Source organism: Bacillus sp. FSL W8-0519 (assembly GCF_038005585.1).
In the GTDB taxonomy this organism is placed as follows: Bacteria; Bacillota; Bacilli; order Bacillales; family Bacillaceae_G; genus Bacillus_A; species Bacillus_A paranthracis.
In genome coordinates, this window is the sequence record NZ_JBBOTL010000001.1 from 4,727,692 (window position 1) to 4,752,500 (window position 24,809).

The window sequence follows — 24,809 nt, forward strand, 5'->3', positions numbered from 1 at the left end:
GGTTGCGACCTAAAATATCGTCTGCCTCATCTACCTTGTGTCTGAAACCACCACGTTGTCTGTAAAAGTATGCATCATCTTCCGCTTTTCTTTTACGGTACTCTTCTTCAGATTCATCGTACTTACTCTTTTTATTCGATTGAGTAAATCCAGATGCTTTTCGATTGGACTCATTTTCATAATCATTAACATAATCATGATATCCATCATCCTTAGCTCTTCTTTTCGGCTTCCTACGTCTTTCATCTTCATCATCTTCTTCGTAATCATAATCATTGGTATTATCCTCATTACTGTTTTTATTGCTCCCCTGTTGCTTCGATGCAGCTACCAATACTGCACCCGCAAATAACACACCTAAGAAAGCTATAAATCCATAAAGAAGCGAATTAGACATGGCCCAAATAAAGAGGATAATTGAACCAAAAAAGAACAATACACTACTTACTACCTTTTTTATTAATGCATAAAATGTAATTAACAAACCACAAACTAATAACACAGGTGTAACATTCGGCAAATCGAAAACATACCAAATTGCTGCAATAATTGTTGCTAATATTACTAACATAAATTTCCCCCCTTGTTTTCCTCTCTTAGGGATATCGTCAGCATTTTGGAATTATCTGTACTATGAAAATCAGGAGTATTTAAAGTATTCTAAGAAGAAAAATCGAGTGAAAAATTACTTTAAATACTTGATATCTTAACTAAGTAAACAATGTATTTAACGTATTCGAAATAGTGATGTCTTTGCAATGAGAAAGTATCGAATAACCTTGCTTGGATAAACCTTTCGTTGCCTTGAAGGTAACGAAAGGTTGTAGAATTCGATGCTTCGAGGATCGTTGTCAAGTACATTGTATACATGCCTTCAATGTAAAACCCTTATCAAATCAAGATTTTTTACTCTTAAGTATAGATAACGTGTATTTGCGGTCTGTACCCCTAAAAAAACAGATAAGGAAAATCCTATCTATAAATATTAGATGGGACTTTTCTTATCTTTTAGAACGTTATGATTAAGATGTTTTTGTAAGTTGTGCTTTGTGGGAAACAATCCCTTTTCCTTCTGCCGTATTATTACCCTCGCTTTTGAGTTCAATCGTAACATTACTACCATTAATAGTTATTGTTCCTGTTCCTTTAGCACCACTATCGTCTTACCAAGAATCGGAAGTGGTATTTGTATATGCATTATCTAAAAACTGCATATACTCATCCATAAATAAATGATTTTGAATGTTGTCATTCCATGCCTTCACCAAACGCTCACGAACTCGAGAATCCATCTCCACTTCTCTAGCAACCTCTACAAGGTTTTTTTACGTTTCAACTTAGTATTTTCATATCATTTTTTTCCGAAGCTAGGAATAGATACTCTCGTTAATTCTAACATCGGTTCCAGCTCATATTTGTAAGAACTCCAGAAGTGTAGTTCATCATTCGTAACAGTAAATGTTGTTAGTGCTGGATTTTTTACAGGCACTTCAAATTTCTTTGTTAAAGGATTTAAGTTCTTATCGTATGCTGTTACTGTAATTGTTTCACTCTCTTCCATTACATAGATATTCCCGTTGTTATCTCCTAGAATCTTCGCATTCGGTCCAACAAGGATTTCTTTTAGGTCGCCATTTTTAGCAAATAGTGGTTTGCCAGTTTTCATGTCAAATTGGTAAATGTAGCTTCTATCTGTACGTTGGTACGCAACATATAATTTCTTATTTTCAATGTCTACGTATTTATTACTTTCAAGAGGATTATCTCTTAATCCTAAGTATTCTGGAAGTAAGCCCTTCTCATCTGTGAATTCTGCAACACGCTTGTCGTTTAAGTAAAATTCATACTTATTTGTTCTTGAGTCACTTACTAAAGCCCCCGCTCCTTTTGAAGTTTTTATAAGGTCAATCCGTGATTTGTGTTCATCAAATGGAATACCATCCTTAGTAATAGTATTACCTGTTGGATCGCCCACAGAATACTCTTTTACAGATAACTTCTGTTCTTTTCTTACAAAAAATCTATTCCCTTTGACTTCATCACTGGTGTAACTTGAGTCATCGAATGTTACGGGATTTTTCCATTTCTTTTTATCACTAAATACATATTTATAGAAATCTCCAGACTCAGTGGCCAATACTATCCCATCTTTTATTTCTGTAACATCAATTGCATCAATACTAGATTGAGATTTGTCTACGTTAAATGTGCCTCCACCAAACTTTTTTTGTTGCTCAATTACATTAAATCCGGTTTTGTCTCCAGAAGTTTCTTTACTTTCTTTTTTGGATACTTTCTCTTTCACTTCATCCACATTAATTACAGGTTGTGGTTTTTCGTCACTGCATGCTGATAATGTTAAAATTGCAGCAGCCCCCATAACAAATAATGCTTTTTTCTTCAATTGTCCTCCGCCTCTCCTAATTTTTTTATCTGTTTCTTATCCTAAGTTGAAATATTACATTATAGAACATCAGATTCGTTCTATATTGAAGATTTCGCTTAGAACAATTGTCTTAATTTTACTTTAAGCACAAGATAAAAATCTACTTAAAACTACGTTTCCATAACAACGATTATTTAAATGTTTCACAGTTGTTTGAACTTGGATTTCCAATGAGGAATGTGTCGATATTTATAGTATTAAAGACTTAGCTTTAAGTGGTAATGAAAAATTCTGTATAATATAATATTTTTACGTTTAAAGATTAATAAACACATAGTAATGTGGAGGGTGATTTATGAAAAAAGCGATTTTAGCATCTCTATTAGTTAGTTCTTTTGTTGTAGGTTGTGAAAAAGAAGATACTTCTAAGAAAGCTACGAAAGAAATTTTAAAGCTTATTAATAAATAATACGGAACAGAACAGGCACTCATATGGGTGTCTGTTCTATAAAAAAATCCCCGCACAAAATGCAGGGATCAAGTGTAACTCGGGACGCTAGCATGAGCGTCTTTTTTTCTTACTCGTAGTAAAACCCTTATCAAATCAAGATTTTTTACTCTTAAGTATAGATAACCGGAAAATATTAGAAGGATCCCCTAAAGGGCATCTCCATTTCTCTAACAATCTCCAAAAGCATCATCTCCGAATTAAGATAGACAATATGTACTTTATTACCTAGACAATTAAAATCCTATTTCAGACCGTATACCGTAGGGAAAAACGGTAGTTCAATTAAAAAGTTATCTGGATCTGCACCAAACATAATCAAATGAAAGTGTCCAATTAAAATTGCTAAAATATGAGACTGCTGCTCGTGAGAATAAACAAATCACCTAATTCCTATCTTTTTCCACATAAAGATAGTGTCCAACTTACTACATTAAAAAAGTTCAATGTTTTACTACATTTGTTTGCGTGGACATATTTTAAGATAGCATAAGAGCTGGTTTCATCATGCAAAAACTTGAAGGTGATGGACTTGCTTTCATGCATGCAGGCGGAACTGTATACAAACGTGAATTAAAGCCTAGCGAAAAACTTCGCATTGATACAGGTTGTCTCGTTGCCATGACAAAAGACGTTAATTACGATGTCGAGTTCGTTGGAAAAGTAAAAACAGCTCTATTTGGCGGCGAAGGTTTATTCTTCGCAACGTTAGAAGGCCCTGGAACAGTTTGGATCCAGTCCTTAACACTTAGCCGCTTAGCAGCACGCCTGACAAGCCCAGCAGCACAAAGCACTGGTGAAGGTAGTGTTTTAGGTGGACTTGGTCGTTTATTAGATGGAAAAGAGTAAATAGGGCCCTTATAGGGCTCTTTTTATTTAGGTGGACTATACAAACCACTTCGAATCATATAATACTCCATCACTTCGTTAAGCCACGCCTCTTCTCCTTGAAAACTCACCAATTGGATAGCCTTCTCTTTTGCTTATCTTACACTCCTCCTAACAGTATGTTTACAAAAATCATACTCCCTCACGTAACTGTAGTTTCAAGGTTTTTTTCTAAAAGAATGAATCAAGTCCCTCACTGCATATATTGAACTATACCTTTTCTTAAGGAGGCTCCCTTAATGCGTACTCCTTTATCCTTTGATAAAGATACTGCCATACTGTTAGCTTCTTGTTGTGAGTTAACGTATGAACAATATAAACAAAATGGGATTTTTGAAATACCAGATGGTTTTCAATATGTACAAGGCTTTCAAGGAAAAACCATTCAAACGACAGAATGGTTCGGATTCATACTAGAATCTGAGGATACCGTTATTGTAGCTTTTCGCGGAACACAAACAGATACAGACTGGATTATCGATTCACTCGTTAACCAAAAACCATACCCATATGCTTTAAATAGCGGAAATGTCCATAACGGCTTTCTTTCCATTTATGAATCTTGCCGAGATTCTATTATGGATATGCTCGTATCATTACCAGCCCATAAGAAACTTCTTGCAACAGGTCATAGTTTAGGCGGCGCACTCGCTACACTACATATACTCGATGCGCGTATAAACACTGCCTTCGCACAGTACGGTCTGTATACATTTGCCTCCCCAAAAGTGGGAGATATCGCCTTTCGGAATTATTATAAACTGCAAGTAGCTAGTAGCTTTCGTTTCGTCAATTTATTTGATGTCGTTCCACTTCTTCCTCCTCGAAACATAAATTTTAATGACCAAGACTGGGAATATGCACACGTTCATCACAACATGACTTTTACAAAAAACACAAAATCTATTACAAATAATCATGCCATGACAACATACAAAACATGTCTGACTTCTCATTTTTAACCAGTAAACAATTGGAAATTAAATATCCTTATACTATAATAATATATGAATTTACTTTTGGATGAGGGGACCTTACATGCTAAAATTTATCTTTGCACTTTTTCTCATTGTAATTTTTACGTTTACAGGTTTCTTTACATTTTCATACTTTGCGACAGGAGAATATGATGGAACAGGTATCATATATACTGCGATCCCATTTCTTTCTTAAGCAAAAAAAGAAAACCGAGCTTAATAAGTTTAAGCTCGGTTTATTTATCAGTGTCATTTTTTGTCGGTAAATCGATATATCTTAAAAATCGCTGATATATTTTAAGTATCGGTCGATAAAATGTGAAAACCGCCGATAAAAGTTAAGAATCGCTGATATATCTTAAAAATCGCCGATATAAATTTCATATAATCTTTTCCAACGTAGCAATCTCTTTAAATTTGCGTAACTGTATTACCAATACCCCAAATCTCATTACTATACTGTAAAATCGTTCGATCGCTCGCAAAATGACCAGATTGTGCAATATTTAAAATCGACATTTCGAGCCACTTCGTTCGGTTCTCATAAGCTCTACCAACAGCTTCTTGCTTTTCCGCATATGGGCCAAAATCTCGCAGAACGAAATATTCATCATTTTGAATAACGAGAGAATCGTAAATTGCTTCAAATTCAGCTCCCGACTGTGCAAAGAAACCATTCGTTAGCTGATCTACTACCTTTTTAATGTGCCCATTGTGGTGATAATAATCACTTGCACGATATCCACCATTTTGATTGTAATGAAGAACTTCTTCGGCCGTTAAGCCGAAAATGAAACAGTTATCATCACCGACTCTATCTTTTATTTCAATATTCGCTCCGTCTAACGTGCCGAGCGTAATCGCACCATTCATCATAAATTTCATATTGCCTGTTCCAGATGCTTCTTTACTCGCTGTTGAAATTTGTTCACTTACATCGGCCGCTGGGAATATATCTTCCGCTACAGACACTCGATAGTTTTCTAGAAAGATAACTTTCATATATTGGCTTACGTACGGATCGTTATTCACTTTCCTTGCAAGTTCATTTATTAATTTAATAATTTTTTTCGCATAGTAATAGCCAGGTGATGCTTTCGCTCCAAAAATAAAAGTACGCGGATAAAATGTAAAACTAGCATCCTCTTTCAAACGGTTATACAAATATAAAATATGAAGAACATTTAATAATTGTCGCTTGTAAGCATGTAGCCTTTTTACTTGCACATCAAAAATAGAATTAGGATCAATTGTAATCCCCATTGTATGATGAATGCGCGCTGCTAAAATCTCTTTACGCTCTTGTTTTACCTCTGCAAATTTCTCTTGGAAACTCGCATCGTATTGAACTAATTGTAGCTCTTGAAGCTTAATCGGTTCTTTCTTCCACTCTGTTCCAATCGCCTCTGAAATAAGGTTCGTCAGCTGCGGATTCGCCTTCATTAACCAGCGTCTATGAGCGATTCCATTCGTTTTATTATTAAACTTATCTGGATAAAACTCATAAAACAATCGCATTTCACGCTGTTTTAAAATCTCCGTATGAATTTTTGCTACACCGTTTACACTATGGCTACCGACAATTGCTAAATGAGCCATTTTCACGAGATCATGCGCAATAATCGCCATCTCTTCAATACGATGCCATTCATACGGATAACGTTCCCAAAGTTCATGACAGAAACGTTCATTAATCTCTTCAATAATCATATAAATTCTCGGTAATAACGGTTTAAAAATGTGAATTGGCCACTTTTCAAGTGCTTCTGATAACGTCGTATGATTCGTATAAGAAATCGTTTGCGTCGTTATGTGCCAAGCTTCTTCCCATGCTAGTTTTTCTTCATCTAATAAAATACGCATCAGTTCTGGAATCGCCAAAACTGGATGGGTATCATTAATATGAATCGCAATTTTCTCATGTAATTGACGAAGGTCACCATATCTTTCTCTATGCATACGAACGATATTTTGCAAGCTTGCTGATACGAGGAAATACTGTTGTTTCAAACGAAGTATTTTCCCCTCATCATGCGTATCATCTGGATATAAAAACTCCGATACCGCCTCTGTTTCACGCTTATATTTCAAAATATCTTTGCAATTTTGTGGGAAAGGAACTGGTTCCGCATTCCAAAGTCTAAGTGTATTTACAGTACTCGTCTCATAACCTACTACTGGAACGTCATATGGTACGGCCATAATTACTTCTGCATTTGTATGCCTGAATTCTAAACGCCCATCAATGTAGAGCGGTTCAACATTGCCGAAATAACTTACTTCTACAGCTTGATCATGCCTTCTTACTTCCCATACATTTTCATGAAGAAGCCACTGTTCTGGAAATTCAACTTGATAACCATCAACAATTTTTTGATCAAATAAGCCGTGTTTGTAACGAATTCCGCACCCATGACCTGGTAAGTTTAAAGATGCAAGTGAATCAAGGAAACAGGCTGCTAACCGTCCAAGTCCACCATTTCCAAGACCTGCATCTGCTTCCACCTCTTCTAATTGTTGCAACGAAATTCCAAGCTCAGAAAGCCCTTGCTCACATACATCCTTGATGCCTAAATTTAATATGTTACTTCCAAGCAAACGCCCAAGTAAAAACTCAATGGATAAGTAATACATTTGCTTTCGCTCTCCAGACCGATAACTTTCATTCGTTGCAATCCATTGACTATTCATATACTCACGTACCATGTATCCAAGCGTATTGTATTGATCACGAGTTGTAGATTCTTTGAAACTTTTACCATACATCGTCTCTAACTTTTCTAGAAAAGCTGATTTGAAACTTTCAACATGAGTAAACATCTCTTCACCACCTACATGTTATTCCATGAGACTTTTATACAATTTTTTATAAGCAAGGGCTGATTTTTCCCAGCTATAATCTTCAGTCATTGCTTGTTTTACAAGCTGCTCCCATACCGGTTTATCATGATAAAATTCAATTGCACGACGAACAGTGTGTAACATGTCATGTGCATTAAAGTTCGTGAAACTGAAACCATTTCCTTCTCCAGTTTCTTCGTCATAAGATTGTACCGTATCATTTAATCCGCCTGTCTCTCTTACAATTGGAATCGTACCGTACGCTAATGCGATAAGTTGTCCAAGTCCACACGGTTCAAACAATGATGGCATTAGGAATAAATCACTTCCCGCATATACTTGGTGAGCTAATTCTTCATTAAAACCGATGTACACTTTTACCTTCTCAGGATACTCATATGCCATCCACTCGAAGAATTGTTCATATTCCGAATCACCTGATCCTAAAATAATACATTGTACATCTTCTTCCATTATTTCACGGAATACAGTACGTACTAAATCAAGACCTTTTTGCTTCGTTAATCTCGTTACCATTGAAATAATCGGCGTTTCTTCTTTTTCTGGCAAACCAAAATAACGCTGCAACGCGCGTTTATTTTTACTCTTTTCATATAATGAATCTGCATCGTACTGAGCAGTAATATACGAATCCGTTTCTGGATTATACACGCTCGTATCAATTCCATTTACAATGCCACTAAGCTTACCATTATATTTTCGCAACAATCCATCTAACTTCTCACCGAAAAATTCATATTGAATTTCTTCTTTATATGTCGGGCTAACTGCTGTAATTTGATCAGAAGCGATAATACCGCCCTTCATAAAGTTCACATTTCCATAAAACTCTAACTGCTCACTATGAAAATATTCATCACCAAGTTCTAGCAAGTCGTACATCACTTCAGGAGGAAATACACCTTGGAACTGCAAGTTATGAATCGTATATACTGTTTTAATATGCTCATATAATGGGTTATCTTGATACTTTTCACGTAGTAAGAAATTTACCATAGCTGTATGCCAATCGTGGCTATGAAGAACATCCACTTCAAAATCAAGATGAGGAATACACTCTAAAACTGCTTTCGAAAAATAAGAAAAACGCTCTCCGTCATCATAATGACCATACAGAGAATCCCTCTTAAAATAATATTCATTATCTATTAAGTAATACGTAATCCCGTCTTGCTCACCTTTTAAAATTCCGCAATATTGATTTCTCCAGCCAAGCGGGACGTTAATTACTTTATGTAGCGTACATCCGTCCCTTAATTTTTGCGGAATAAGACTATAATTCGGGAGTATAATGCGAACTTCCACACCTAATTTTTTTAGCTCTTTTGGGAGCGCACCTGCTACATCAGCTAATCCTCCCGATTTAACAAATGGTACACATTCTGATACTGCAAATAAAATATTCACTTGTTGTCCCACTGCACGAAAAGCTTATACTACTTCCCTTGCAGCTTCCTCCCTTCGAGTTTTCATTTAAATTAAAACTTGAATCAGTGGAGGAAAAACCCCCACTGATTTCTTAAGAATAACTATTAATCGTACTGTTTTGAACGCTTCCTTTTTCTACAACGTATGGCTCATCGGCGTTTCCTTTTAAGACAACACCGTCACCAATTTTCACATCTTTATCAATAATAACACCGTCTATTATACAATTATCTCCAATTTGGCTCTTTTGCATAATAATGCTATTACGAACAATTGAACCTTTTCCAATTTTAACAGAACGGGAGACAACGCTATTTTCTACTTCACCTTCAATAATACTGCCGTTTGCAATCATTGTGTTTTTCACAGCTGCACCCTTTACATAACGAGTTGGTGGTTCATCTTTTACTTTCGTAAAGATCGGTGCTTCTTTCTTAAATAGTTGCTTCCAAATAGCAGGTTGCAAAATTTCTAAGCTATGTTTATAGTAACTTTCAATCGAATCAATAATAGCTACATATCCTGTATGCTCATATGTAGCAATATGTAGTGATTTTCCGCGCTTTTCTCTCACTACATCGAACAAGCTATATTGCTCCACATCTTTATATGACTCAAATAAATCTAACAATAATTGTTTCTTTAACACGTATGTTTGAAGCGAAACCCCTTCATGGCAAACTTCCGTAATATCAGCTGCCGTATGTATATGTCGCTCTAACACTGCTTGAAAATTTAATGCTGTTACGAGATGGCTATTCGTAATCACGACGTACTCTTCTCTGCTTCTTAGAAAATAATCAATATGTCTTCTAAAATGTGCAAAAGATCCAAATTCATCTTGATCACATTGGCAATTTGGCGGGAATAAAAACAGTCCGTCTCGTTTTCTATCTAAATCCCACTGTTTGCCTGAACCAACGTGATCCATTAGTGAACGGTTTTTATGGCTTGTAAAAACTGCCACACTATGAATATTAGAATTCACCATATTTGAAAGCATGAAATCAATGAGTCGATAACGGCCCCCAAACGGTAACGCCGCTAGTGAACGATGCCCTGTTACTTTCTTTAAGGAAGGAAAACTTCCCGTTGCATTAATAATTCCTAACATTTTTTCTCCCATTCATTTCATCCCCCTTTTCTATTTCCCTTCAGCAATGAGTACTACATCGTCAACATTTTTTTCCGGACGAATAATTGTTCCATCTTCAATAACCATTTCCGATCCAACAATTGCCCTTTCAATCACAACATTTTTGCCAATCTTCGCTCCTGGCATAACGACAGAATCAATAACCATACTACCTTCTTCCACCGTCACCCCTTGGAATAATACAGAATGCTTCACGTCCCCTTCGATGACGCATCCTTCGTTAATAAGTGATTCTTCTACTCTTGCCTTTTCAGCAATATATTGAGGCGGTTCGTTTGGATTAACAGAATAAATACGCCAGTCACGGTCGTTTAAATTCAGTGATGTTTCATCGCGCAGTAAATCCATATTCGCTTCCCATAAGCTCTTCACTGTACCAACATCTTTCCAATATCCTTCAAACGGATACGCCATTAGCTTCTTCCCTTCATCTAATAAAAGCGGAAGCACATCTTTTCCAAAATCATTACTAGATTCAGGGTTTCTTGCATCCATTTCTAAATACTCTTTCAAAATCGCCCAGTTAAAAATATAAATTCCCATTGATGCAAGATTACTTCTTGGAAATTGCGGTTTCTCCTCAAATTCAACAATCTCCATCTCTTCGTTCGTATTCATAATGCCAAAGCGACTCGCTTCATCCCAAGGCACTTCAATAACAGAAATGGAAACGTCCGCTTCTTTCTCAATATGGTAATCTAGCATTTTACTGTAATCCATTTTATAAATATGGTCACCTGATAAAATGAGAACATACTCTGGTTCATATTGACTTAAATAGTTTAAGTTTTGATAAATGGCACTTGCCGTACCTGTGTACCACTTCACACCTGAAGACTCCGCATAAGGAGGTAATACTGTGACTCCACCGCTTACTCGGTCTAAATCCCACGCATTGCCAATTCCGATATAATTATGAAGTTCTAGCGGTTGATATTGCGTTAAAATCCCAACCGTTTCAATACCAGAATTTGCGCAGTTACTTAGCGTAAAATCAATAATGCGATATTTACCACCAAATGGAACAGCTGGCTTGGCTAAATTTTTTGTTAATGCACTTAATCGACTACCTTTTCCCCCTGCTAGTAACATTGCTACGCACTTTTGTTTTTGAGCCATCTTGTTTTTTGCTCCCCTTTCTCGTCTTCACTGGTCGTAATATGGATACGCCAAATGGTGGAATTGTAATTTCTACATGTGCTGCTTGATTATGAAACGGTTCTTGAATCGCCTTCAGACGTTTCTTATTTACTTGCCCTGATCCGCCATATTGCTCAGCATCACTGTTTAAAATCTCGTTATAATACTCAAAATCTGGTACACCTACTTTATAGTTTTCATATGTAGCTTTCGTAAAATTACATACGACAACTAACGCATCTTCTTGTTTATCCCCTTGGCGGATAAAAGAGAAAATACTTTGCTCATTATTATTAGCATCAATCCACTGAAAACCTTCAGGCGAATGATCAAGCTGCCAAAGTGGTTTGGAGCGCTTATACAATGCTATGAGCTCTTTAAAGTAATCATGCATATAACGATGCATTTCAAAATCATGTAAATTCCAATCTAAATCTTCAAGGTCTTTCCACTCATCAAACTGCCCGAATTCTCCTCCCATGAAAAGTAATTTCTTTCCTGGGTGAGTAAAGAAATATCCATATAATAAACGAAGTTGAGCAAACTTATCCCAGTAGTCTCCTGGCATTTTATTTAATAACGACTTTTTCCCATGAACGACTTCATCATGAGAAAGCGGTAATATGAAATTTTCAGAGTAAGCATATAGTAAAGAGAACGTCATTTTATCATGAATATATTTTCTATACTCTGGCGCACATTCCATATATTTCAGCACGTCATTCATCCAGCCCATATTCCATTTGTAATTGAATCCAAGCCCACCTTCATACGTTGGAGCTGTTACAAGTGGCCAAGCTGTTGAATCCTCTGCTGTCATAAGAAAATCTTCATCCTCTGCAAACACAGCTTCATTTAACTCTCGTAAAAATGAAACAGCGTGCTCATTACTTTGCTCTTGTCCTTCTTTATTCCAGTACAGCATGTTCGCAACTGCATCTACCCTGAAACCATCAATATGGAAATATCTCATCCAAAATAACGCATTTGAAATTAAGAAATTACGTACTTCCCTCTTTCCTAAATCAAAGTTGACAGTTCCCCATACTGGATTTTCTTGCACATCTTTATCTTTATATTCATAAGTCGGTGTCCCATCAAACAAATATAAACCGTGAGCATCTTTACAAAAATGCCCCGGCACCCAATCTAAAATGACACCGATTCCATATTTATGACATTCATCGACAAAATGCATCAAATCATGTGGTGTGCCGAATCTACTCGTTGCTGCATAATATCCCGTTCCTTGATATCCCCAAGAACGATCATATGGATGCTCAACAAGCGGCATAATTTCAATATGTGTAAATTGATGTTCCACCACATAAGGAATGAGTTCTTCTGCCATTTCCCTGTAAGAGTACAGTGTTCCATCTTCTTTCTTTTTCCAAGAACCGAAATGTAATTCATAAACTGTCATCGCTTCTTTATAAACCGATTTTTTCTTTTTCTTACGACTCCAGTTTTTATCATTCCATTCGTATCCCTTTATATCAAAAACTACAGATGCCGTATTCGGTCTTACTTCTGCATACACAGCATACGGATCTGCCTTAAGAATGACATCACCAGCCATCGTTTCAATCGCATATTTATATATTTCTCTTTCTTCTATATGCGGTATAAATAGGGACCAAATTCCCTCTTCTGTCACTTGCAGCATCTTATGTTGCTCATAATCCCATTCATTAAAATCTCCAACAACACTCATTGCTTTCGCATGAGGAGCCCATACTGTAAATCGTACACCTCGCATCTCATCTTCCGTCACAATATGTGCGCCAAAGATGTTATAACTGTCATAGTACTTTTCTGTATGAAACTCATCTCGTTTCACTTCTTCACAATTTATTACACTCAATATGCTCACCTCACTAAGATGACAGAATTTTTTATACTTTACCAATTCTGCGAAAAACTGAAATATCCTTGTTAATTTATAAAAAATATACGTTTTTTTCTTAAAAATGTTGAATTTTTTTCACATTTCTATATAAAATATCGAATTTTGACGAATATTCATTGAAAACGCTTCATTTTTCACTAGTCTTTCATCTTACTATTTATTTCTCAACCTCTATTTTATTAGCTTCATCCTCTTTTTCATCCTATTTTCCACTTAAAATCGCAACAAAATAATCTGTCATAAAAAAATGTTTCTCAACATTTTTCGTCACAATTGTATTGAAATGGAAAATTGATAAGCATATACTTGTTCTCAATAAAGAACAAAGACTTTTCGTAACTACAATTCATAGCGGACTACTATGTTTACTTATTTATCCTTGTTACGAACAGTCGCTATAAAAATTTAATTAGGGGGCTTTCTTATGTCATTAAAACAAAAGGTTGGAATGGGAGTTGTCACCGCAACGCTTGGCTTATCCCTTACATTCGGCGGTGTATTCGCCTACTTCAGTGATTCAGAAACATCTAGTAACTCATTTCAAACTGGAACACTAGACCTTTCTATTAATCCAAGTGTAATTGTTAATGTGAAAGATTTAAAACCAGGCGACTTTATTGAAAAAAATTTCACGCTTGAAAATAAAGGGTCATTGGATATTGCAAAAGTAGCACTTGAAACATCCTATGAAATTACAGATGCAAAGAAAAATAATGATGGTGAAGATTTAGGCGATCACATCATCGTCAAATTTTTAGTGAATGATGGAAAGCCATCTAATCCAAACGATGATCATGAAATTTTGTGGGAAACAAAACTATCAGAATTAAAAACTATGAAACCTGAAGATGTGGCTACTTCTCTAGAACGTCATAACTTAATAGACGGTATTAAATCTGGTGAAACAGATTATTTACACGTGCTCTTCTCCTTCGAAGACAACGAACAAGATCAAAATAAATTCCAGGGTGATTCCTTACAGCTAAACTGGACATTCCATGCAGAGCAAACACCAGGCACGGAAAAATAATTTTTAAAATATAAATTATCGGAGGCTTATACATGAAAAAGAAAAATCGTTTTGTTACCGGAATTGTAACGGCTGGCGTTCTGCTTTCAACTGCCCTTCCGTTCAATGTACTTGCTGAAAATCCTATTAACCAAATTGACTCTTCAAACGCCCAGTCTTTACTATCAAAACTTTCTAAAGAACAGCGTCAGGCATTACAAACGTTAGATGCCAACCCTGGTTTTACTATCTCTCCAGATATTAATACAAGTAGTTCTGAACCAGTAAATATCATTGTAGAATTTCAAACAGCTCCAGTAAAGATTAATGAATTAAAACAAAAAGAAAAAGGATTACAAGCTGCTCCTGAAAATATAAAAGCGCGTATTGATCAAGAGCATGAGGAATTTCAAAAAGGACTAAAACGTCTTTATCAATTTAGCCCATCAGTAAAGTCAGGGAATTTCCAGTCTGTACAAATTAAACGTTCTTATAAACATGCGATAAATGGTGTTGCGCTGACGTTACCTGCAAATACAGTAGAAGAATTGTTACGAATTGGCGTTGTAAAGCGTATTTGGAAAGATTATGAAGTGAAACTAAATTTACCAAAACAAGCAGAGCAGAAAGCACCTCAAAAACTAACAGATAGTATTCCGCAAATTGGGGTCGATAAGTTACATAGCGAAGGCATTACCGGAAAAGGAATTAAAGTTGGTGTATTAGATACAGGTATTGATTACAATCATCCTGACCTAAAAGACGTGTATAAGGGCTATCGCGCAAAACCTGGCGAAGACTCTAGCAAGGTAGATCCAAACTCAGTAAAAGGTTGGGACTTTATTAATAACGATGCAGATCCGATGGAAACAACTTATACAGAGTGGCAACAATCTGGCGCTCCTGAATTTGATGATCGTGGCTCTTCCTTCTACACAGCCCACGGTACTCACGTAGCAGGTATCGTTTCTGCGCAAAAGAAAAACAAATCAGATTCCGCAGTAAAAGGTGTTGCACCTGACATTGAACTGTATAACTATCGTGTACTCGGTCCATACGGAAGTGGCGATAGTTCAGGTATTATTGCTGCAATCGATAAATCTATTTCTGACGGTATGAACGTTATTAACTTATCGTTAGGTGACGAGAGCAACAATCCGCTTGATCCAACGTCTATCGCTGTTAACAACGCAATGCTTTCCGGTGTTGTTACAGTCGTTGCCGCTGGAAACTCTGGTCCAAATCCAGCAACACTCGGATCACCAGGTGCTTCTCCCTTTGCAATTACGGTTGGAGCAAGTGATAGCTCTATTTCCTTACCGAAACTATCAAGTCATGCTGGACAAGTGCAATTCCCTAACTTAATTTTATTTGGCAAAAACTTCACTGATAAAATAGAAGATTTCAAGGGACAAACGTTATCTATCGAATCGGTAGGAATCGGTACGCCTGATGAATTTAGTAAAAAAGATGTAAAAGGAAAAATCGCTCTCGTTGCACGCGGTACACTCTCATTTGATGAAAAAATTGCGAACGCAAAACAAGCTGGTGCAAAAGCCGTTATTATTTATAACAATGTGGACGGAGAAATTCCTTTCTACGTTGGCGAAAGTACAAAATACATTCCCGCATTCCGCCTAACGAAAGAAGACGGTGAAAAACTAAAAGCTCAAATCGAACAAGGTAATACATCCTTTACTTTTGACGAACTTAGTTATATTCAAACAGAAGGCGATCATCTTGCAGACTTTAGCTCACGCGGCCCTGTTACATCAAATGATGATATTAAACCAGATATTACAGCGCCTGGTGTTGCTGTACTTTCAACAGTACCTGAATATATTAACGACCCACAAGAGGGCGAAAACTATGACGTTTCCTATGAGCGTATGCAAGGAACATCTATGGCTTCTCCTCATATCGCGGGCGTTGCTGCTCTTATTTTACAAGAACACCCAGAATACTCTCCATTCGATGTAAAGGCGTCTCTTATGAACACAGCTGATGATTTAAAAGAAAAGTATTCCGTATATGAAGTTGGAGCTGGACGAGTAGATGCGTACAACGCCGTTCATACGGAAACTAGTTTTAAAGTGCTAGATACAACAAAAACAGTTGTAAATGATGAAGTAATTGAAGTCCCTGAAGAAACTGGATCCATTGCATTCGGGAAGTTCTATCAAAAAGACGGTGAAGCTCTTGAACAAAAACGAAATATAAAAGTGGAAAACCATAATAAACAAGAGAAAAAAGAATTTAAAACAGAAATTTCTTATACACCAGCATCTTCTTCTATTAACGATGCTACCGCAAACGGTGTAAAAGTTTCTGTTCCAGAAACAATTACACTTGATGCTGGGAAAGCAGATGAAATTGAAGCAAAAATTAATGTTCCAGCCGGTGTAAAACAAGGCCGATATGAAGGATATATTCATATTACAAATACGAAAAATAAAGAAGAAACGTACCAAATTCCGTTCTCTATTCGTGTATCAGAACCTGGTATTGAAAATGCAATATTATCAAGAAAAGCAATTTCAACTGATACATCAAAGTTTAATCCATATGGTGAATCATATGTTCACGGGGCATTCCAATTAAATAGCGAACTTGAAACGTTAGACCTTATCGTGAAAGATTCGAAAACAAATAAAGCACTCGGCTTCATTGGGACATTAAACACAACTGGACTAAAAACGGATGTGTATTACTACTTAGATTCATTCTTTAACGGAAAAGTGTATCCTTTCACAAATGACCCTGCAAAACCAATTGGTGATGAGAAAATCAACTTACCAGAAGGAGACTACACAATTGAGTTTGTTGGCTATGATAAAGCTGGGAAAGCACGTGTGAAAGGTGATTATGTCGTAATTGATAATACACCGCCAGAAGTAAAATTAACTGGATTAAAACCTGGTATTTATGAATTAAATGAAGAAAATTACACAGTAGAAGATGGTAAAAAAGCGTTATGGATTAAAGGAAATGTGTATGATTCAAACGTTGACTACTTAAAAGGAAAAGGATTAAACATTACGCAAGAAGCGAATGGCGTTATGTATTATGACTATTCTCCATACTTGCATAAGTTTTTACCTATTAATGCAAACGGAGACTTTAAAGTTGGCATTACTCCTGAATCCTTTAAAGTGGAAGGTCCAATGAACACAGGCGTATATATTTTCGATTATGCAACTGCAGGTCCTGACTATCCAAGCGGTGTAAATAATTATTGGTTTATCCCGCAAGGAGCTCAATATGCAAAGGCTAGTTATGATAAAAAAGAAGTATATAAAGGGGACGAGTTCACAGTAACCCTAAACGCGAAACACGTAAAACAATTCGTTGCTGGGGCATTTAACGTAAAATTCCTAGAGAAGAACTTCAAATTTGCAAATGTAAAATTGAATCCTGCTTTTGAAAAACTCCTTTCTGAAAAAGGGGTAACCGCAAAAATAAATGAATCAAAACTAGAAGAAGGTTCTGTTACAGTAGGCGGGGCTATTGATGATAAAAACTTCGCTGGATTAGATGGTGATTTCCCGTTCATTGATGTAACGTTCAAAGTAGAAAACGATGAGTTTTATGAAGCAAATGCTCAATTCGATTTATCAGTGTTCGCTTACTGGAAACAAGGTGAATCAGAGCCAAATAGAATGCGTGTCCTTCAAGATCAAACATTCTCAGTTATGTCTTTAAACTCACTAGTAGAAGGAAATATTAAACCTGGTGCATTCTTAAATGAACGTGGCTATTTAGATGAGAAATTCGATTATACAAAGCTTGGCGTAAAAGTATATGCAACAGATTCTTACCGTCATAAGTTTGAAGGCTCACTAGATAAATACGGATACTTCAAACTAAATGGACTTCCTGTTAATAAACGCGACTATAACTTATATGTAGAAGTACCAGGGCATTTAACAAGCCGACTAACAACGAAACTTGGTACTGAAAAAGACGGTAAGCTAATTGGCCAATATTATTATGCACGCCTTGATGAAAACCTTGCAGGTGATGTAAATGGCGATAAAGTAATTGATATAAAAGATGCTGAAATTATCGCTAGCAACTATGGTAAAAAAGGAGTATCTGTGAAAGACGGTGACCTAAATAAAGATGGTATTGTTGACGAAAAAGATATTCGCTTCGTTGAAAAGAACTTCTTGAAAAAAGGTCCCGATGCATCTAAATCACAAACACCTGTTGAAAAATCAAAAAGCGGTACACTGGCAGATATTTTAAAGAAATTGGGATTAACGCCTAAAAAATGATAATAATAAAGAGCACTCTACGCAAAGTAGAGTGCTCTTTTCTATAAACGACCCTGATCCAGCAAAAGGGGTATATTGGGGATATACAAGGGAAACTGGAAAAGGAATTTATATTAAATTATATATAAATCCAGAAGTAAGAAGTAGTTCCCCACTTCTGGATTATTTAGCAATTATTATTATAGTACTGGTGCCATTGTTTCTTTTAATACTTTTACAGAATGAGTAAATTTCGCTTTTTCATCCTCATTTAACTCAAGCTCTACGATTTCACGTACACCTTCACGGTTAATTACAGCTGGAACACCTACGTAAGCATCTTTCTCACCGTATTGACCTTCAAGGTATGCAGATACAGTTAATACGCTGTTCTCGTTGTTTAAGATTGCTTTAGTTACACGAAGTAGTGACATACCGATTCCGTAATAAGTTGCACCTTTACGCTCGATGATATGGTAAGCTGCATCACGTACGTTTTCGAAGATTTTGTCTAAGTCTTCTTGTTTGTACTGTTCGTTGTTAGCTAAGATTGTTTCTAGTTTTTGTACACCGATAGTAGCGTGACTCCATACTGGAAGTTCAGTGTCACCGTGTTCACCAACGATGTAAGCATGAACGTTACGTGGATCTACATCTAAGTAGTCACCTAACATGTAACGGAAACGAGCAGAGTCTAAAGTAGTACCAGAACCAATTACGCGCTCTTTTGGTAGACCAGATTCTTTCCAAGTTACGTAAGTTAAAATATCAACTGGGTTAGTTGCGATTAAGAAGATTCCATCGAATCCGCTATCCATAATACCGCGAACGATTTGTTTAAAGATCTTTGTATTTTTCTCAACTAAGTCTAAACGAGTTTCACCTGGCTTTTGTGGTAATCCAGCAGTGATAACTACTAAATCTGCATCTTTACAATCTGCATAGCTACCGCTCCAAACTTTTGTTGGTGATGGAGAGAATGGTACCGCATGGCTTAAGTCCATTGCTTCCCCTTCTGCTTTTGCTTCATTAACATCTACTAATACGAATTCTTCAGCTACACCTTGGTTGATCATTGAGTAAGCGTAACTACAACCTACAGCTCCTGTTCCTACTAATACTACACGATTGATACCTTTTTTCATGGTAATTTCCCCTCTCTATTGTTCACATATATTTTTTATGATTGTTTAAGTAATTAATTAAAATACTAATTTAATGTTGTTTAACTTCTTTACACTCATATTGTAGCACGTATTATTGTGAATTACTTCACAAATTATGACCTATTTGTGAACTTTTTCACATAGAGTGTAAAGTTATTGGAATAGGTGTGGAATCCATTTCAATGGAGGCGTTTTCTTTAGATTGTGAAAGGGATTTTCTTATGTTTTTGTCAGTAAGTGAAATTATATCGGCGATTTTTAGAATATATCGACTGTAACTCCAAATATATCAGCGATTATTGAAATTTATCGACCGTAACTCAAATTATATCGGCGATTTTTGCAATATATCGACTTACCGACAAAACTCGACAACGTTAGCATCATAAAAAAGCTGTCTCCAGTAGATCATCTATTGAAAGACAGCTTCTTCTATTTATACTATTTGTTTTCCGTGGTAGCGCCTAATACAGCAATTTCAATATTAAAAAGCTCAATTAAAGCATCCTTTAGTTGAGCGCCCCATATTTCAATTTTTATTATTCAACTGTATCTAATAACTCTACAACTAATTTCTTAGGATCTTCCCAGCTATGATATATTTCTAAGTGCCATTTCGTTAATGACCTTGAGTATCCCTTTTTTTCTATCCATTTATGTAAATCATTATAAGCACTCATGATATTAGTATTTGGACCCTTATACTTTAATACGGCATACTTTTGGGGAGGAACCGTTAACATTACCATCCCCTTCGGAATATCTTTATACCCTTTAACCTGAACACAAACCCAATAACCTTCTTTTTCATTAGAACATTCATTTACAACAAAAGCTCCAACTTGAATAGATGGATTCATTACCTGTTTAATTTCGTTAATACGTTTATTCAAAAGCATTGATGTTTTAGGTATTTCTTTTATAAATTGGTCTTCTGGGCATAATACTCGAAATCCTACTAACTTCATCTCATCCAATTCCTTAACCGCCATATTTTGTAGTAATTGTTCAGACATAACAGTAAACCTCCTCATTCTTCTAGTTACCTATTACTTTCAGCAAATTTTTTTATTTTCCTTTTTATGTTTCATTTCTCTTATCCAACAAAATATTCCCTAAAATAAAAAATACGCTATTCTTTCTGTAAAATCATAGGAAAGGATAGCGTTTCTGTATCTAATAAGCATTTCGACTCCCAGATGTATTTTTATCGGTGTATCCAAGTGTAGGAGGTTGTAGCCATACGGCTGAGATAAAAATTCAACTTGAGTATGATTTGTTAAGTGAACATTCCCTCATATTCATACAGGTCAAGGTAAACAATATGATTATACTTACGGCTCTCTGTATTCCCAACTATAACAGCGAATACTTCATCCTGCTTTTATTCCATAAAAAAAGCAGACTATCCAAAGTCCACTTTTACACAACAAAAAAGAGATAGCAGATTATGCTATCTCTTTTAATATGACCCGTACGGGATTCGAACCCGTGTTACCGCCGTGAAAGGGCGGTGTCTTAACCACTTGACCAACGGGCCAGTTCTGGCAGAGAAGAAGGGATTCGAACCCTCGCACCGCGTTCGCGATCTACTCCCTTAGCAGGGGAGCCCCTTGAGCCACTTGGGTACTTCTCTATAAATATGGCTCCGCAGGTAGGACTCGAACCTACGACCGATCGGTTAACAGCCGATAGCTCTACCACTGAGCTACTGCGGAACAATTATGGTGGGCCTAAATGGACTCGAACCATCGACCTCACGCTTATCAGGCGTGCGCTCTAACCAGCTGAGCTATAGGCCCATAATTGAAAAGCGGGTGAAGAGAATCGAACTCTCGACCAGAGCTTGGAAGGCTCTTGTTTTACCACTAAACTACACCCGCATTAAATTGTAAATGGTGAGCCATGAAGGACTCGAACCTTCGACCCTCTGATTAAAAGTCAGATGCTCTACCAACTGAGCTAATGGCTCATTTTGAAAGTGGTGCCGGCTAGAGGACTTGAACCCCCAACCTACTGATTACAAGTCAGTTGCTCTACCAATTGAGCTAAGCCGGCTTGCGACTTCAAAATGGTGGCTCGGGACGGAATCGAACCGCCGACACGAGGATTTTCAGTCCTCTGCTCTACCGACTGAGCTACCGAGCCTTTATGTAAAAATGGCGGTCCCGACCGGGGTCGAACCGGCGATCTCCTGCGTGACAGGCAGGCATGTTAACCACTACACCACGGGACCTTGGTTGCGGGGACAGGATTTGAACCTGCGACCTTCGGGTTATGAGCCCGACGAGCTACCAGACTGCTCCACCCCGCGACGATAAAATATTTAATTAAGAAAAAATGGAGGAGGTAGAGGGATTCGAACCCCCGCGCGACTCTCGCCGCCTGTCGGTTTTCAAGACCGATCCCTTCAGCCGAACTTGGGTATACCTCCGAGATATAAACTTCTAATGGTGGACCTTGTAGGACTCGAACCTACGACCGGACGGTTATGAGCCGTCTGCTCTAACCAGCTGAGCTAAAGGTCCTTTATGGTAGCGGCGGAGGGGATCGAACCCCCGACCTCACGGGTATGAACCGTACGCTCTAGCCAGCTGAGCTACACCGCCATAAATGATATTAAAATAAGTGGAGCCTAGCGGGATCGAACCGCTGACCTCCTGCGTGCAAGGCAGGCGCTCTCCCAGCTGAGCTAAGGCCCCATGTTTTTTGGGAATATCGGGAAGACAGGATTTGAACCTGCGACCCCCTGGTCCCAAACCAGGTGCTCTACCAAGCTGAGCCACTTCCCGTTAATAAAAGCGCGCCCGAGAGGAGTCGAACCCCTAACCTCTTGATCCGTAGTCAAACGCTCTATCCAATTGAGCTACGGGCGCATATGGTGCCGAGGGCGGGGGTCGAACCCGCACGGTGGTCACCCACCGCAGGATTTTAAGTCCTGTGCGTCTGCCTGTTCCGCCACCCCGGCATGTCATATTGAAAATTGGAGCGGAAGACGGGATTCGAACCCGCGACCCCAACCTTGGCAAGGTTGTATTCTACCACTGAACTACTTCCGCAAGACATGTATGAGTTATTTAATTAAAAGTGCGGGTGAAGGGAGTCGAACCCCCACGCCAAAGGCGCCAGATCCTAAGTCTGGTGCGTCTGCCAATTCCGCCACACCCGCATATTAATTTATTTAAGAAAAATGGGGCGACTGATGGGAATCGAACCCACGAATGCCGGAGCCACAATCCGGTGCGTTAACCACTTCGCCACAACCGCCATGATTTCTGGTGCCGACTAGAGGACTTGAACCCCCAACCTACTGATTACAAGTCAGTTGCTCTACCAATTGAGCTAAGTCGGCTAAATGGTGGAGGATGACGGGATCGAACCGCCGACCCCCTGCTTGTAAGGCAGGTGCTCTCCCAGCTGAGCTAATCCTCCATTTGCCTGGCAACGTCCTACTCTCACAGGGACAAGGTCCCAACTACCATCGGCGCTAGAGAGCTTAACTTCCGTGTTCGGTATGGGAACGGGTGTGACCTCTCTGCCATCATTACCAGACTGTATTCATTTAAGACAAGAATTATTGTAACTCATTTAACTTTGAAAGTCAACAAGTTTTTTTATATTCCTTCAAAACTAGATAACATTTGCTACATATTATATGGTTAAGTCCTCGATCTATTAGTATTCGTCAGCTCCACATGTCACCATGCTTCCACCTCGAACCTATCAACCTGATCATCTTTCAGGGATCTTACTAGCTTACGCTATGGGAAATCTCATCTTGAGGGGGGCTTCATGCTTAGATGCTTTCAGCACTTATCCCTTCCGCACATAGCTACCCAGCTATGCCCTTGGCAGAACAACTGGTACACCAGCGGTGCGTCCATCCCGGTCCTCTCGTACTAAGGACAGCTCCTCTCAAATTTCCTACGCCCACGACGGATAGGGACCGAACTGTCTCACGACGTTCTGAACCCAGCTCGCGTACCGCTTTAATGGGCGAACAGCCCAACCCTTGGGACCGACTACAGCCCCAGGATGCGATGAGCCGACATCGAGGTGCCAAACCTCCCCGTCGATGTGGACTCTTGGGGGAGATAAGCCTGTTATCCCCGGGGTAGCTTTTATCCGTTGAGCGATGGCCCTTCCATGCGGAACCACCGGATCACTAAGCCCGACTTTCGTCCCTGCTCGACTTGTAGGTCTCGCAGTCAAGCTCCCTTATGCCTTTGCACTCTACGAATGATTTCCAACCATTCTGAGGGAACCTTTGGGCGCCTCCGTTACACTTTAGGAGGCGACCGCCCCAGTCAAACTGCCCACCTGACACTGTCTCCCGGGTCGATAAGACCCGTAGGTTAGAATTTCAATACAGTCAGGGCGGTATCCCACCAGCGCCTCCACCGAAGCTAGCGCTCCGGTTTCAAAGGCTCCCGCCTATCCTGTACAAACTGTACCAAAATTCAATATCAGGCTACAGTAAAGCTCCACGGGGTCTTTCCGTCCTGTCGCGGGTAACCTGCATCTTCACAGGTACTATAATTTCACCGAGTCTCTGGTTGAGACAGTGCCCAAATCGTTACACCTTTCGTGCGGGTCGGAACTTACCCGACAAGGAATTTCGCTACCTTAGGACCGTTATAGTTACGGCCGCCGTTTACTGGGGCTTCAGTTCAGAGCTTCGCTTACGCTAACCCCTCTCCTTAACCTTCCAGCACCGGGCAGGTGTCACCCCCTATACTTCGCCTTACGGCTTCGCAGAGAGCTGTGTTTTTGCTAAACAGTCGCTTGGGCCTATTCACTGCGGCTTTCCGTTAAGAAAGCACCCCTTCTCCCGAAGTTACGGGGTCATTTTGCCGAGTTCCTTAACCAGAGTTCTCTCGCACACCTTAGGATTCTCTCCTCGCCTACCTGTGTCGGTTTGCGGTACAGGCACCTTTTATCTCGCTAGAAGCTTTTCTTGGCAGCGGGGAATCAAAGACTTCGCTCCATAAGGAGCTTCCCCATCACAGCTCAGCCTTTACGATAAGCGGATTTGCCTACTTATCAGCCTAACTGCTTGGACGTGCACAACCAATCGCACGCTTCTTCTATCCTTCTGCGTCCCTCCATTGCTCAAACGATAAA

14 protein-coding genes, 22 tRNA genes, 2 rRNA genes and 2 pseudogenes (1 of these 40 running past the window's edge) are annotated in these 24,809 nt (G+C 38.4%); 6 read left to right on the forward strand and 34 right to left on the reverse strand.

Annotated features, from left to right (window positions below; genetic code table 11):
• Positions 1 to 30 precede the first annotated feature (30 nt).
• The 3 genes from NST14_RS24845 to NST14_RS24855 all read right to left on the reverse strand — a co-directional run bounded on the left by NST14_RS24845 (position 31) and on the right by NST14_RS24855 (position 2,404).
• Positions 31 to 276: a hypothetical protein gene (locus tag NST14_RS24845; RefSeq protein ID WP_000605343.1), complete on the reverse strand. Its 246-nt coding sequence runs from the start codon at positions 274 to 276 to the stop codon at positions 31 to 33.
• Between the two features lie 887 nt (positions 277 to 1,163).
• Positions 1,164 to 1,298 (reverse strand): hypothetical protein, encoded by a 135-nt coding sequence (locus NST14_RS24850; protein ID WP_265096625.1) that lies wholly within the window; start codon positions 1,296 to 1,298, stop codon positions 1,164 to 1,166.
• Between the two features lie 53 nt (positions 1,299 to 1,351).
• On the reverse strand, positions 1,352 to 2,404 hold the full coding sequence (locus NST14_RS24855) for a hypothetical protein (RefSeq protein ID WP_000725795.1): 1,053 nt from the start codon (positions 2,402 to 2,404) through the stop codon (positions 1,352 to 1,354).
• Between the two features lie 988 nt (positions 2,405 to 3,392).
• On the opposite strand from NST14_RS24855, the pseudogene NST14_RS24860 reads away from it, so the two are divergent.
• From NST14_RS24860 to NST14_RS24870, 3 genes and pseudogenes are all read left to right on the forward strand, one after another.
• Positions 3,393 to 3,743: pseudogene (locus NST14_RS24860) on the forward strand (AIM24 family protein); the annotation flags it as partial.
• Positions 3,744 to 4,021: 278 nt separating this feature from the next.
• Positions 4,022 to 4,744, forward strand: coding sequence for a lipase family protein (locus NST14_RS24865; RefSeq protein ID WP_001260123.1), 723 nt, complete (start codon positions 4,022 to 4,024; stop codon positions 4,742 to 4,744).
• A gap of 76 nt (positions 4,745 to 4,820) precedes the next feature.
• Positions 4,821 to 4,955 (forward strand): hypothetical protein, encoded by a 135-nt coding sequence (locus NST14_RS24870; RefSeq protein ID WP_000911070.1) that lies wholly within the window; start codon positions 4,821 to 4,823, stop codon positions 4,953 to 4,955.
• Positions 4,956 to 5,170: 215 nt separating this feature from the next.
• Here NST14_RS24870 and glgP read toward each other — a convergent pair whose 3' ends face one another.
• The 5 genes from glgP to glgB form a co-directional block, all read right to left on the reverse strand.
• Positions 5,171 to 7,579 (reverse strand): glycogen phosphorylase, encoded by a 2,409-nt coding sequence (glgP, locus tag NST14_RS24875; RefSeq protein WP_000494087.1) that lies wholly within the window; start codon positions 7,577 to 7,579, stop codon positions 5,171 to 5,173.
• Positions 7,580 to 7,597: 18 nt separating this feature from the next.
• A complete protein-coding gene (gene glgA / locus NST14_RS24880; protein WP_098946914.1) occupies positions 7,598 to 9,028 on the reverse strand; it encodes a glycogen synthase GlgA in 1,431 nt (476 codons plus the stop codon).
• A gap of 112 nt (positions 9,029 to 9,140) precedes the next feature.
• A complete protein-coding gene (glgD, locus tag NST14_RS24885; protein ID WP_000504157.1) occupies positions 9,141 to 10,175 on the reverse strand; it encodes a glucose-1-phosphate adenylyltransferase subunit GlgD in 1,035 nt (344 codons plus the stop codon).
• Between the two features lie 18 nt (positions 10,176 to 10,193).
• Positions 10,194 to 11,324 (reverse strand): glucose-1-phosphate adenylyltransferase, encoded by a 1,131-nt coding sequence (glgC, locus tag NST14_RS24890; RefSeq protein ID WP_000057612.1) that lies wholly within the window; start codon positions 11,322 to 11,324, stop codon positions 10,194 to 10,196.
• Positions 11,272 to 13,209, reverse strand: coding sequence for a 1,4-alpha-glucan branching protein GlgB (glgB, locus tag NST14_RS24895; RefSeq protein WP_000111372.1), 1,938 nt, complete (start codon positions 13,207 to 13,209; stop codon positions 11,272 to 11,274). Before glgB ends, glgC begins: the two co-directional genes overlap by 53 nt.
• A gap of 469 nt (positions 13,210 to 13,678) precedes the next feature.
• On the opposite strand from glgB, the gene NST14_RS24900 reads away from it, so the two are divergent.
• Together NST14_RS24900 and NST14_RS24905 are read left to right on the forward strand one after the other, a co-directional pair.
• Entirely contained in the window at positions 13,679 to 14,284 is a 606-nt protein-coding gene (locus tag NST14_RS24900; RefSeq protein ID WP_163258320.1) for a CalY family protein, read from the forward strand.
• Between the two features lie 32 nt (positions 14,285 to 14,316).
• Positions 14,317 to 18,540, forward strand: a complete 4,224-nt coding sequence (locus NST14_RS24905; RefSeq protein WP_163258321.1) for a S8 family serine peptidase — start codon at positions 14,317 to 14,319, stop codon at positions 18,538 to 18,540.
• Positions 18,541 to 18,719: 179 nt separating this feature from the next.
• On the opposite strand, the gene NST14_RS24910 is transcribed toward NST14_RS24905, so the two are convergent.
• Positions 18,720 to 19,664, reverse strand: a complete 945-nt coding sequence (locus NST14_RS24910) for an L-lactate dehydrogenase (RefSeq protein WP_229143068.1) — start codon at positions 19,662 to 19,664, stop codon at positions 18,720 to 18,722.
• Positions 19,665 to 20,224: 560 nt separating this feature from the next.
• Positions 20,225 to 20,701: a GyrI-like domain-containing protein gene (locus tag NST14_RS24915; RefSeq protein ID WP_061536578.1), complete on the reverse strand. Its 477-nt coding sequence runs from the start codon at positions 20,699 to 20,701 to the stop codon at positions 20,225 to 20,227.
• A gap of 167 nt (positions 20,702 to 20,868) precedes the next feature.
• Between NST14_RS24915 and NST14_RS24920 the strand changes: the two are divergent.
• A pseudogene (locus NST14_RS24920) lies at positions 20,869 to 21,055 on the forward strand (IS4 family transposase); the annotation flags it as partial.
• Between the two features lie 98 nt (positions 21,056 to 21,153).
• On the opposite strand, the gene NST14_RS24925 reads toward NST14_RS24920, so the two are convergent.
• From NST14_RS24925 to NST14_RS25040, 24 genes are all read right to left on the reverse strand, one after another.
• A tRNA-Glu gene (locus tag NST14_RS24925) sits at positions 21,154 to 21,225 on the reverse strand.
• A gap of 5 nt (positions 21,226 to 21,230) precedes the next feature.
• Positions 21,231 to 21,321: transfer RNA gene (locus NST14_RS24930), tRNA-Ser, on the reverse strand.
• Between the two features lie 7 nt (positions 21,322 to 21,328).
• Positions 21,329 to 21,403: transfer RNA gene (locus tag NST14_RS24935), tRNA-Asn, on the reverse strand.
• A gap of 7 nt (positions 21,404 to 21,410) precedes the next feature.
• A tRNA-Ile gene (locus tag NST14_RS24940) sits at positions 21,411 to 21,487 on the reverse strand.
• A 10-nt stretch (positions 21,488 to 21,497) separates the two neighbouring features.
• Positions 21,498 to 21,568, reverse strand: a tRNA-Gly gene (locus NST14_RS24945).
• Positions 21,569 to 21,581: 13 nt separating this feature from the next.
• Positions 21,582 to 21,657, reverse strand: a tRNA-Lys gene (locus NST14_RS24950).
• 10 nt (positions 21,658 to 21,667) lie between these two features.
• Positions 21,668 to 21,743: transfer RNA gene (locus tag NST14_RS24955), tRNA-Thr, on the reverse strand.
• Positions 21,744 to 21,757: 14 nt separating this feature from the next.
• A tRNA-Phe gene (locus NST14_RS24960) sits at positions 21,758 to 21,833 on the reverse strand.
• Between the two features lie 12 nt (positions 21,834 to 21,845).
• A tRNA-Asp gene (locus NST14_RS24965) sits at positions 21,846 to 21,921 on the reverse strand.
• A 1-nt stretch (position 21,922) separates the two neighbouring features.
• Positions 21,923 to 21,999, reverse strand: a tRNA-Met gene (locus tag NST14_RS24970).
• Between the two features lie 27 nt (positions 22,000 to 22,026).
• Positions 22,027 to 22,119, reverse strand: a tRNA-Ser gene (locus NST14_RS24975).
• Between the two features lie 17 nt (positions 22,120 to 22,136).
• Positions 22,137 to 22,213 (reverse strand) — tRNA-Ile (locus NST14_RS24980).
• A gap of 4 nt (positions 22,214 to 22,217) precedes the next feature.
• Positions 22,218 to 22,294 (reverse strand) — tRNA-Met (locus NST14_RS24985).
• 20 nt (positions 22,295 to 22,314) lie between these two features.
• Positions 22,315 to 22,387: transfer RNA gene (locus NST14_RS24990), tRNA-Ala, on the reverse strand.
• Positions 22,388 to 22,403: 16 nt separating this feature from the next.
• Positions 22,404 to 22,477: transfer RNA gene (locus NST14_RS24995), tRNA-Pro, on the reverse strand.
• 10 nt (positions 22,478 to 22,487) lie between these two features.
• Positions 22,488 to 22,561, reverse strand: a tRNA-Arg gene (locus NST14_RS25000).
• Positions 22,562 to 22,564: 3 nt separating this feature from the next.
• Positions 22,565 to 22,653: transfer RNA gene (locus NST14_RS25005), tRNA-Leu, on the reverse strand.
• 16 nt (positions 22,654 to 22,669) lie between these two features.
• Positions 22,670 to 22,744 (reverse strand) — tRNA-Gly (locus tag NST14_RS25010).
• 29 nt (positions 22,745 to 22,773) lie between these two features.
• Positions 22,774 to 22,854: transfer RNA gene (locus NST14_RS25015), tRNA-Leu, on the reverse strand.
• A 22-nt stretch (positions 22,855 to 22,876) separates the two neighbouring features.
• Positions 22,877 to 22,952, reverse strand: a tRNA-His gene (locus NST14_RS25020).
• 9 nt (positions 22,953 to 22,961) lie between these two features.
• Positions 22,962 to 23,037: transfer RNA gene (locus NST14_RS25025), tRNA-Thr, on the reverse strand.
• A gap of 4 nt (positions 23,038 to 23,041) precedes the next feature.
• Positions 23,042 to 23,117: transfer RNA gene (locus NST14_RS25030), tRNA-Val, on the reverse strand.
• 4 nt (positions 23,118 to 23,121) lie between these two features.
• A 5S ribosomal RNA gene (rrf, locus tag NST14_RS25035) occupies positions 23,122 to 23,237 on the reverse strand.
• Between the two features lie 103 nt (positions 23,238 to 23,340).
• A 23S ribosomal RNA gene (locus tag NST14_RS25040) occupies positions 23,341 to 24,809 on the reverse strand; it runs 1,454 nt beyond the window's last position.

Excerpts from the sequence above, each read along its gene's own strand:
- NST14_RS24900 (WP_163258320.1), top strand. The coding sequence starts at position 13,679 with ATGTCATTAAAACAAAAGGTTGGAATGGGAGTTGTCACCGCAACGCTT.
- NST14_RS24870 (WP_000911070.1), top strand. The coding sequence starts at position 4,821 with ATGCTAAAATTTATCTTTGCACTTTTTCTCATTGTAATTTTTACGTTT.
- glgP (WP_000494087.1), bottom strand. The coding sequence starts at position 7,579 with ATGTTTACTCATGTTGAAAGTTTCAAATCAGCTTTTCTAGAAAAGTTA.
- NST14_RS24910 (WP_229143068.1), bottom strand. The coding sequence starts at position 19,664 with ATGAAAAAAGGTATCAATCGTGTAGTATTAGTAGGAACAGGAGCTGTA.
- NST14_RS24905 (WP_163258321.1), top strand. The coding sequence starts at position 14,317 with ATGAAAAAGAAAAATCGTTTTGTTACCGGAATTGTAACGGCTGGCGTT.
- NST14_RS24865 (WP_001260123.1), top strand. The coding sequence starts at position 4,022 with ATGCGTACTCCTTTATCCTTTGATAAAGATACTGCCATACTGTTAGCT.
- NST14_RS24915 (WP_061536578.1), bottom strand. The coding sequence starts at position 20,701 with ATGTCTGAACAATTACTACAAAATATGGCGGTTAAGGAATTGGATGAG.
- glgC (WP_000057612.1), bottom strand. The coding sequence starts at position 11,324 with ATGGCTCAAAAACAAAAGTGCGTAGCAATGTTACTAGCAGGGGGAAAA.
- glgD (WP_000504157.1), bottom strand. The coding sequence starts at position 10,175 with ATGGGAGAAAAAATGTTAGGAATTATTAATGCAACGGGAAGTTTTCCT.
- NST14_RS24845 (WP_000605343.1), bottom strand. The coding sequence starts at position 276 with ATGATTATGATTACGAAGAAGATGATGAAGATGAAAGACGTAGGAAGC.